Genomic DNA, 8,577 nt, shown 5'->3' with positions numbered 1-8,577 from the left:
TGGCGCTCTCGCGGATGACCTCGGGGAGCACCTTGAGCAGCGCCATCTTGGTCTGGAGGCTGATCTGGTCGTTCGAGAGGATGTTCGCCGCCTCGTTGATCGCGCGCTGACCCGCCGCCTCGACCTCGAAGCGCACTGCGGCAGCCTCGGCGCGCAGCTTCTCAGCCTCGGCCTCGCCCATGGCTTCGAGCTTCAATGCCTCGGCGCGGTTGGTGGCGGCGTCCTTTTCGGCCTCGGCCTGCACCTTGACCCCGATTGCATCGCGCTCGGCCTGCTTGGTGGCTTCGATCAGCTCTATCTTCTTCTGACGCTCGGCAATCTCGCTCTCGCGCGCGGTGGTGACCCGTTCCTCGGCCTCGACCGCCTTGGCGCGGGCGTCATCGGCCTGCGCCTTGGCCTGGCTTTCCTCGCGGGACTTGTTCTGCACCGCGATCTGCTGTTCCTGCCGCGCGATTTCGAGCGCGCGCTGCTGGATGATGCGCGCTTCCTCGACAAGGCGATCGGCCTCGATCTGCTGGGCATCGACCTGCTTCTTGGCCTCGATCCGTGCGGCTTCCGCCTCGCGGTTGCGCTCGGCCTGTTCGCGGGCGATCTCGGCCGCCTGACCTGCGCGCCGCACCTCGACCTCGCGCTCCTGTTCGAGCCGCGCATATTCCTGATCGCGGCTGATCTCGAAACTGCGCTTGCTGGCTTCGAGGTTCTTGGTCTCGATCTGGACGCGGGTGTCCTGCTCGATGTCGTTGCGCAGCTTCTTGCGCGCTTCGATCTGCTCGGTCAGCTTGGTCAGACCCTCGGCATCAAAGGCGTTGTTGGCGTTGAAGTGCTCTATGCTGGTCTGGTCGAGCCCGGTCAGCGACACCGACTCCAGCTCCAGCCCGTTCATGGCAAGATCGTTGGACGAGACCTGCTGCACCTTCTGCACGAAGTCGGCGCGCTGTTCGTGCAGTTCGTTCATCGTCATCCCCGCCGCGACCGAGCGCAGCGCGTCGACGAACTTGCCCTCGACGAGGTCTTTCAGCAGATCGGGCTGCATGGTGCGCTGGCCGAGCGTCTGCGCGGCCATGGCAATGGCCTGCGCATCGGGGCGGACGCGGACGTAGAATTCTGCCTTCACGTCGATCCGCAGCCGGTCGAGCGTGATCAGCGCCTCGGTATCGCGCCGCACCACGGGCAGCACCAGCGTGTTCATGTTGACCGGCATCGCCTCGTGGAACACCGGGAAGACCAGCGCGCCGCCGTTCATCACCACCTTCTCGCCGCCGAGACCTGTGCGCACGAAGGCGGTTTCCTTGGTGGCGCGGCGGTAGAGCCGGATCAGGAAGGCGAAGAACACGACGACGAAGACCAGCGCGCTCACCCCGACCACGCCATAGGTGACGAGGCCCCCGGTGGAGGCGGCCAGATCGCCGGTGGTGGCGACCTCGCCTGCGGTGGTGCCCGCGTTGCTGGTGGTCAGAGACATCTGCGTTCCCCTTTAGCTTCCCAGCCCGAGCAGCGGGCTTTCATATTGAATGGCATAGAAGGTCTCGCCCTCGCGGCGGACCAGCAGGACGGTGTCACCCGCCTGCAATTCGGTGGATGCGTCATGGGGTTCGACCATGACGTTATGCGCCTGCCCGTGGCGGTCGATCACGCGGGCGCGGGCGGGCGAGCCGGCCCGCGCGGTGCCGATCTGGATTTCGGCATCGCGCCGCACCAGCTCGTCGAGCGCGATGGCGGTGGTCTCGTCCTTGGGCATCACCGCGGCGAGCGGGCGCATCGCTAGGGCGTTGAGCGGCAGCGCGGCGGCGCCCGCCGCCAGCACCGCCCACCCGGCAGACAGCGGCGCTCCCAGCAGGCCCGCGATCCACGCCTGGCCGATCAGCCCGATGCCGCCGAACACCAGCAGCAGGCTGGCCAGCCAGATCAGCAGCGGCACCCGCCCGAGCCCGAGCAGCGCGGTCAGGGCATCGCCGAAGCCGCCCAGCTCGAGCCCGCCGCCCGTGTCGACCTCGCCCTCGAGCACATCGCCGAGGCCCGTGACCTGCACGAGCGCAATCAGCGCCAGTGCGCCGAGCGCGATGACGAAGGGCAGGTTGTGCGCCGCGAGCAGGCTCATGCCGCGCACCCCCGCATGGCAAGGCGAAGGCTCGATCCCATGTCCCGAAATCTAGGACAAGCTGCCGCACTGTGACAGGAAAATCGGCGGAAAATCCGTCGAAAATCGGACAATGCGGCGTCAGTGCCCCCGCTCGGAGCCGAAGCTGCGGCCGCTCAGCAGCCGCGGGCGCACCACGCGGCGGAACTGGAGAGGGGGGATGCCCGCCGCGCGCTGGAAGGCGCTGCTGAAATGGGCGGCGCTGGCAAAGCCGGTGGAGGCGGAGATCTCGGCGATCTTGAGCTCGGAGCGCGCGACCAGCGCGGTGCTGCGGGTGATCCGCCGCCAGCGCACGTGATCATAGGGCGCGCGGCCGGTGGCCTGCTTGAACACGCGCGCGAAGTGGTAGGGCGAGAGGTGCGCCAGGTCGGCAAGCTCGCGCAGGGTGATCGGGCGGTCCAAGTTCGCGTCGATGTGGGCTAGCACCCGGCGCAGCTTGTGTGGCGGCAGGGCGATGCGCGGATCGGCGCGGCCCACCTCTTCCGGGCGATTGTCGCCGAGCCCGGCGGCGAGACGCGCGGTGGCCTGCTCGATGTGAGGATTGTCGGTCTCGCTCTGCCGCAGCACCAGCCGGCAGACGGCGTGCACCAGTTCGGCGAGCGCGGCATCGTCGCGCAGGCCGAAGGGGGCACCCAGCGCGGCGCTGCCCGCCCGCATCGCCGCAAGCCTCCCGGCGGGCACGATCAGCACGCACAGCATCGAGGAATCCCGGGTGTACTCGAGCACCATCCGCTTGCCGGCAGGGACGAAGGTCACGCGGTCGCTCGAATAGGGGCCGCAGCGCACCGTTTGCGTGCCCAGCGTGATCGTCACCGGGTACAGGCTCCCGCGCGACACGATCACCACATCGCGCGCTGGGTCTTGGAGAGTGACGACCTGCGGCCCGCCATCGTGATCGGGCACAGCCACCAACAGCGCGAGACCCGTATAGCGGTGCCTGACGAAGACGATTTCGTCCCCGAGTTGCTCTTGCGTGTGTTCTGGCCCGCCGGTCACGGCCCAGTGCTCGAGGATCGACATGGCTGCACTTCCCCCTGTAGCGACTGCTTCGTCGGGGCTTGTATACCCCATGTAGCACTCGCAACAACCCCTAGCGGCGGCGGCGGTCGTTTCCGCTGCGCATCGCATCAGAATGACTAATGTCACTGGTGGCAGAATCGCTCTATCTCGCAGTGCAGCACAAGACACAGAAAGTTCTGACCATGCCCCAGAGCTACGAGCCCAAGCGCCCGCCGATGGATGCCTGTCCAGTCGAGCACGTGGTCGCGCTGGTGGGCGGCAAGTGGAAGGCGCGGGCGCTCTACCTGCTCGCGATCCGCCCCTTCGCCTTCGCCGCGCTGCGCCGCGAGCTGGGGGCGGTGAGCCAGCAGGTGCTCTCGACCCAATTGATGGCGATGCAGCGTGACGGGCTCGTGAGCACCGTGGCGAGCGATGATGCAGCAACGATGCTCTATGTCGCGACGCCCAAGGGGTGCGAGCTGGTCAAGGTGCTGATGCCGGTCGCCGAATGGGGCACGGCGGAGCTGCGGGCCCGCGGGGAGGACTGGCAGCCGCCGCTCGCCCCGCTCAGCCCGGCCCCGCCCTCGGTCAGCTAGGCGTCACCCTGAGCGGCAGGGTCTTCAACCCGCCTACGAAGGTGCTGGTCGCGCGGGCCGCCTCGCCGGCCGGTTCGACCGCTGCGACGCGGTCGAGGATCGCCTCGAACAGGATCTTCATCTCGAGCCGCGCCAGGTGCAGCCCGAGGCACTGATGCGCCCCTGCGCCGAAAGCGAGGTGGCGGTTGGGCGAGCGCGCGGCGTCGAAGCGGCGGGGGTCGGGGAACTGGGAGGGGTCGTGATTGGCGGCGACATAGTTGATCATCAGCCAATCGCCCGCCTTGATTGCTTGCCCGCCAAGCTCGCAATCCTGCGCGGCGGTGCGCATGAAGTGCTGGACGGGGCTGGTCCAGCGAATCGCCTCCTCGACGATGCCGGGGAGCAGCGAGCGGTCGGCGCGCACGCGGGCATATTGTTCCGGGTCGCGGGCCAGCGCCTGCATCGCGCCTGCGGTGCTTGCCGAGGTGGTGTCGTGCCCCGCGGTGGCGACGATGATGTAATAGCCCGCCATGTCGCGCGGGGGGAGCGGCTGGCCGTCGACCAGCGCATTGGCGATGACGCTGGCGACATCCTCGGTCGGGTGCTTGCGGCGCTCCTCGGCGAGCGCGGCGAAATAGTCCTCGAAGGTCTTCACCGCGCCCGCGACGATCTGCACCACCTGCTCGGGCGTCATCTTGTCCATGCCCGAGCCCGAGAGGTCCTTGTCCTGCCCGCCGAACAATTGCTGGGTGAGCATCTGCATCCGGAACTCGTCCGAAGGCGGCACTCCGAGGATCTGCATGACGACGCGCAAGGGATAGGGGCCGGAGACTTCCTTGACGAAGTCCACCTCGGGGCCCTGCTCCAGCATCCGGTCGACCGTCCGCGCGGCCAGCGCGCGCAGTTCGTCCTCGAGCCGGGCGAGGTTCCTCGGCATGAACCATTCCTGGGTCAGCTTGCGGTACTTGGGGTGAACCGGCGCGTCGAACACCACCAGCGAATCGACCAGCATGTTCGATCCGGTCGCCGCGCGGCTGAACGCGATCGCCTGGTTGAAGCTGAACACCACCGGGCGCGGGTTGTTCAGGAACCCCGCGTTGTCCTTCGAAATGCGCATCACGTCGTCATAGCGAGTGACGAGCCAGAAGGGGTCGAACAGCCCGGGGGTGTCGGGCTGGACGCGGGCGACGGGGGTCGTCGCCCGGATGTGGTCGAAGGTGTCGAGCAGCCCGTCCCATTCGGCATAGGCGTGGGGATCGATCACTGCCCGGGCAATGTCGCCCGGCAGCACCGCCTCCCCGGTCATGCGGCAGCTTCCTGCGCGCGGGCGGCATATTCATCGCGCAGCTCGCGCTTGTAGAGCTTGCCATTGGCCTCGCGCGGCAAGTCGGGGCGGAAGTCGAACAGCTTGGGCATCTTGATCTTGGAGAGGCTGGCGCCGAGGAATTCGCGCAGCTCCGCCTCCAGCGCGGGCCCGGCGTGATCCATGTCCTTGGGCTGCACCACCGCCACCACCTTCTCGCCCAGGTCGGGGCAGGGCGCGCCGATCACCGCGGCGTCCATCACCTTGGGATGGGTGACGAGCAGGTTCTCGATCTCCTGCGGGTAGATGTTCACGCCCCCGCTGATGATCATGTGGCTCTTGCGGTCGGTCAGGAACAGGAAGCCGTCTTGATCGAGATGGCCGATGTCGCCCAGCGTCATCCACCCCTTGGGATGCATCGCCTCCGCGGTCTTGGCGGGATCGTTGTGATAGGTGGGGAGCAGCGCGTTCTCGAAATAGATCAGCCCGTCCTGCCCCGCCGCGACCTCCTCGCCCTCGGGCCCGCAAATATGGAGCGTGCCGTAGATCGCCTTGCCGACGCTGCCGGGATGGGTGAGCCAGTCGGCCGAGCGGATCATGGTCATCCCGATGCTCTCGCTGCCGGCGTAGTATTCGTTCACGATCTCGCCCCACCATGCGATCATCTCCTGCTTGATCGGCACCGGGCAGGGCGCGGCGGCATGGAGCGCGCGCTGGTGGCTGGAGAGGTCGTAGCGGGTGCGCACCGCGGGATCGAGCTTGAGGAAGCGCACGAAGTGGGTCGGCACCCATTGGCTGTCGGTCACCTTGTAGCGCTCGATCGCCGCGAGCGCCTCTTCGGGATCGAATCGCTCCATCATCACCACCGTGCCGCCGAGCCGGTGGACGACCGAGCACCACCCGATCGGGGCGGCGTGGTAGAGCGGGGCGGGGGAGAGGTAGATCATCGAGCCGTCGGTCGGCATTCCGGCGCCCATCACCGCGAGGCCCACCAGCGGCACGGCGGCCTGCGGGTCGGGGTCGGCGGGCGGGGCCGGGCGGATGCCCTTGGGGCGGCCGGTGGTGCCCGAGGAATAGAGCATAACCATCCCGGCGCTCTGGTCGGGGATCGGGTCGGGGTCTTGCGCAGCCAGCGCCGCCGCGAAGTCTTCGGCATCCCCGCTGTCCATCACCAGCACCGTGAGGCCGGGGCACTCCTTGCGGATATCGCCGAGCATTGCGGTGAAATAGCCGCTGGTGATCAGCAGCTTCGCCTCGGCGTCGCGGATGATGTAGGCGGCTTCGGGGGCGGTGAGGCGGCTTGAGATCGGCACCAGCATCGTGCCCGCCCGCTGCGAGCCCCAGATCAGGGTGAAGTACTCGATCCGGTTTTCGAGCAGCACCGCGAAGGCATCGCCCGCACCGATCCCGTGGGCGCGCAGCAGGTGGGCGAAGCGGTTCGATTCCGCCTCCATTGCCCCGTAGGTGATCCGCTTGCCTGATCCGGTCATGATCACGGCGGGATGATCGGGACGGGTCGCGGCGTGCGCGATCGGGTGCATCGACATGTTCTCTCTCCCAGCGGCGGTGCCCGCACGGGGGCCGCCGACATTCTCTCTCGGGGAGAAAATCTAGCGGGCGCGGGAACGCTCGCAAGGGAAAAGAGTATTCGAAATGCTACCCAACAGGCGTGTCACCTCCTCGGCGGGCGGTGGCCGGGTGGCTACGAGACAAAAAAAGGCGGCGGGATAACCCGCCGCCCATGTTCGGACACCCTCTCCAATGTCCGGCCCGTTTCACGGGCAATCTCTTGGTGCCTTCCGGCCGGGCGGTTATTCGCCGCCAGCGCCGGTGAGGCGTGCATCGCGGGCGTAAGCCAGCTGTGCTTCGCTCTCCACCATATACGGAATCGGATTGACTGCAAGACCCTCCACGCGAACTTCGTAATGGAGGTGCGGACCGGTCGAGCGGCCGGTCGATCCGACATAGCCGATCAGGTCGCCCTTCTTCACGCTGTCGCCCGAAGCGACCGCGAGGCGCGAGAGGTGGGCGTAGCGGGTCTGCATCGAGGCGCCGTGCTCGAGGCTGATGTAGAGGCCGTAGCTCGAATACCAGTCGGCGCGGCTGACGATGCCGTCGGCGGTGGCATAGACCGGGGTGCCGGTGGGCGCGGCGAGATCGATGCCGTGATGCTGGCGGCGGCCGCCAAGCACCGGGTGGGTGCGCATCCCGAAGCTGCTGGTCAGCGCCGCGCCTTCGAGCGGCATGCGCGAAGGCACCGAGATGCCGCGGGTCGGAACCGGCGAGGAATAGGCAGCGGGCGCTTCGACGGTGCCGATGGTTGGCGACGTGCGCTCGATCGCGGTCCAGCTGGCGAAGAGCGACTTGAACCGGGTATCGCCGTTGTCGACGACCTCGCCCTGCGCGTCACGCAGCGGCTGCACGACGTCGGCGCTCGCGGTGGTGGATGATGCGGCCGAATTGGTGTTGGCCAGCGCCGGCGAAGCGGCGGACACGAGGATGGCGCAGGCGGTTGTTCCAACCAGCTTCAGCGCTCCGCGGAAGGCAAAAATCATAAAAAGACCCGGTCCCGATTGCGACCCGCGATTGGTGCGGAGCCGTAGGAATGTTCCGGCACGTCTGATGCGCGCCTTACGCTGAGACGGGGTTATCCGGGCGGATCGTTAATAGGCAATCGTCGTGTAGAAACCGCGCGACAAACCGGCTGCAAGACGCGCCGAGTCGTTGAACGGCGCCTTAACCTGTCCTCGGAAATGCCCTTTTACGAGGTCCTGCCAGTAAGATTCGGGCTCCCGTTGCGCCATTTCGGCACATTGCAAAAAGTGCTTGGTGCCGGCTGCGACATGGCGAATTTCGTCGTCAAGTATGCGGCCGAGAATTTTGGCTCCGTTATGATCGCCCGCTTCCCGCACCCGTTCGAGGGTCGCCGGGGTCACGTCGAGCCCGCGCGCCTCGAGCACCATCGGCACAACCGCGAGCCGCGCGGCGACATCGTGGCGGGTGGCGTGCGCCGCCTCCCATAGCCCGGCATGGGCCGGGAGCGCGCCGTAGTGGCTGCCTAGCCCCGCGAGCTTCCGCGCCAGCAATGCGAAGTGCATCGCCTCGTCGGCGGCGACAGCGAGGAAGTCGCCGACGAACGCCGGCCCCATCTCCTTCCCGAACCGCCCCGCCATGTCGAGCGCGAGGTCGATCGCGACGAACTCGATATGGGCGAGGGAGTGCCACAGGGCGATCCGCCCGCGCTCGCTCCCGGCCTTGCGGCGCTTGGGCATCTGGCCGGGGGGCAGCAATTCGGGCGCATCGGGCCAGGCGGGCTGGTCGGGCATCGCCACGTCGAATTCCCACGCCAGCTTGCCAGCCCGCCAGTCGCGCGCGACCTGACGGGTGACGAAGCACTTTGACCGCGGCTCGGGGGTGAGCAGCGCGGCGCGGATGGCGCGGGCGACGGTGGTCACGGGCTTAAAGAGCTTTGGCCGCTGCCAGCACGTCCTCGGCGTGACCGGCGACCTTCACCTTGTCCCAGATGCGCGCGATTGTGCCGTCGGCGCCCACCAGATAGGTTG

8 protein-coding genes and 1 pseudogene are annotated in these 8,577 nt (G+C 67.7%); 1 reads left to right on the top strand and 8 read right to left on the bottom strand.

All coding sequences use genetic code 11. The features are described 5' to 3' along the window. From NBV68_RS14915 to NBV68_RS14905, 3 genes are all read right to left on the bottom strand, one after another. Nucleotides 1-1,462: flotillin domain-containing protein (locus NBV68_RS14915; RefSeq protein ID WP_296311126.1), on the bottom strand; the 1,462-nt coding region annotated here is incomplete at its 3' end. A 12-nt stretch (nucleotides 1,463-1,474) separates the two neighbouring features. Then, a complete protein-coding gene (locus NBV68_RS14910; RefSeq protein ID WP_296311123.1) occupies nucleotides 1,475-2,098 on the bottom strand; it encodes an OB-fold-containig protein in 624 nt (207 codons plus the stop codon). Between the two features lie 120 nt (nucleotides 2,099-2,218). Next, nucleotides 2,219-3,157: an AraC family transcriptional regulator gene (locus NBV68_RS14905; RefSeq protein WP_296311120.1), complete on the bottom strand. Its 939-nt coding sequence runs from the start codon at nucleotides 3,155-3,157 to the stop codon at nucleotides 2,219-2,221. Between the two features lie 128 nt (nucleotides 3,158-3,285). On the opposite strand from NBV68_RS14905, the gene NBV68_RS14900 reads away from it, so the two are divergent. Continuing rightward, entirely contained in the window at nucleotides 3,286-3,732 is a 447-nt protein-coding gene (locus NBV68_RS14900; RefSeq protein WP_296311116.1) for a helix-turn-helix domain-containing protein, read from the top strand. Here NBV68_RS14900 and NBV68_RS14895 read toward each other — a convergent pair. The 5 genes and pseudogenes from NBV68_RS14895 to NBV68_RS14875 all read right to left on the bottom strand — a co-directional run. After that, complete coding sequence (locus tag NBV68_RS14895; RefSeq protein ID WP_296311113.1) at nucleotides 3,725-5,017, bottom strand: cytochrome P450; 1,293 nt, start codon at nucleotides 5,015-5,017, stop codon at nucleotides 3,725-3,727. The two genes, NBV68_RS14900 and NBV68_RS14895, sit on opposite strands and share 8 nt — an antisense overlap. Beyond that, a complete protein-coding gene (locus NBV68_RS14890) occupies nucleotides 5,014-6,555 on the bottom strand; it encodes an acyl-CoA synthetase (protein WP_296311129.1) in 1,542 nt (513 codons plus the stop codon). The genes NBV68_RS14895 and NBV68_RS14890 overlap by 4 nt, the downstream gene beginning before the upstream one ends. 270 nt (nucleotides 6,556-6,825) lie before the next feature. Further along, nucleotides 6,826-7,569 (bottom strand): M23 family metallopeptidase, encoded by a 744-nt coding sequence (locus NBV68_RS14885; RefSeq protein ID WP_296311106.1) that lies wholly within the window; start codon nucleotides 7,567-7,569, stop codon nucleotides 6,826-6,828. A 108-nt stretch (nucleotides 7,570-7,677) separates the two neighbouring features. Beyond that, on the bottom strand, nucleotides 7,678-8,469 hold the full coding sequence (locus NBV68_RS14880) for a ferritin-like domain-containing protein (RefSeq protein WP_296311070.1): 792 nt from the start codon (nucleotides 8,467-8,469) through the stop codon (nucleotides 7,678-7,680). 4 nt (nucleotides 8,470-8,473) lie between these two features. Continuing rightward, nucleotides 8,474-8,577, bottom strand: a pseudogene (locus NBV68_RS14875) (peroxiredoxin); the annotation flags it as partial.

The organism is Erythrobacter sp. (genome assembly GCF_023653175.1).
In the GTDB taxonomy this organism is placed as follows: domain Bacteria; phylum Pseudomonadota; class Alphaproteobacteria; order Sphingomonadales; family Sphingomonadaceae; genus Erythrobacter.
This window is presented reverse-complemented; position numbering and strand designations above follow the sequence as displayed.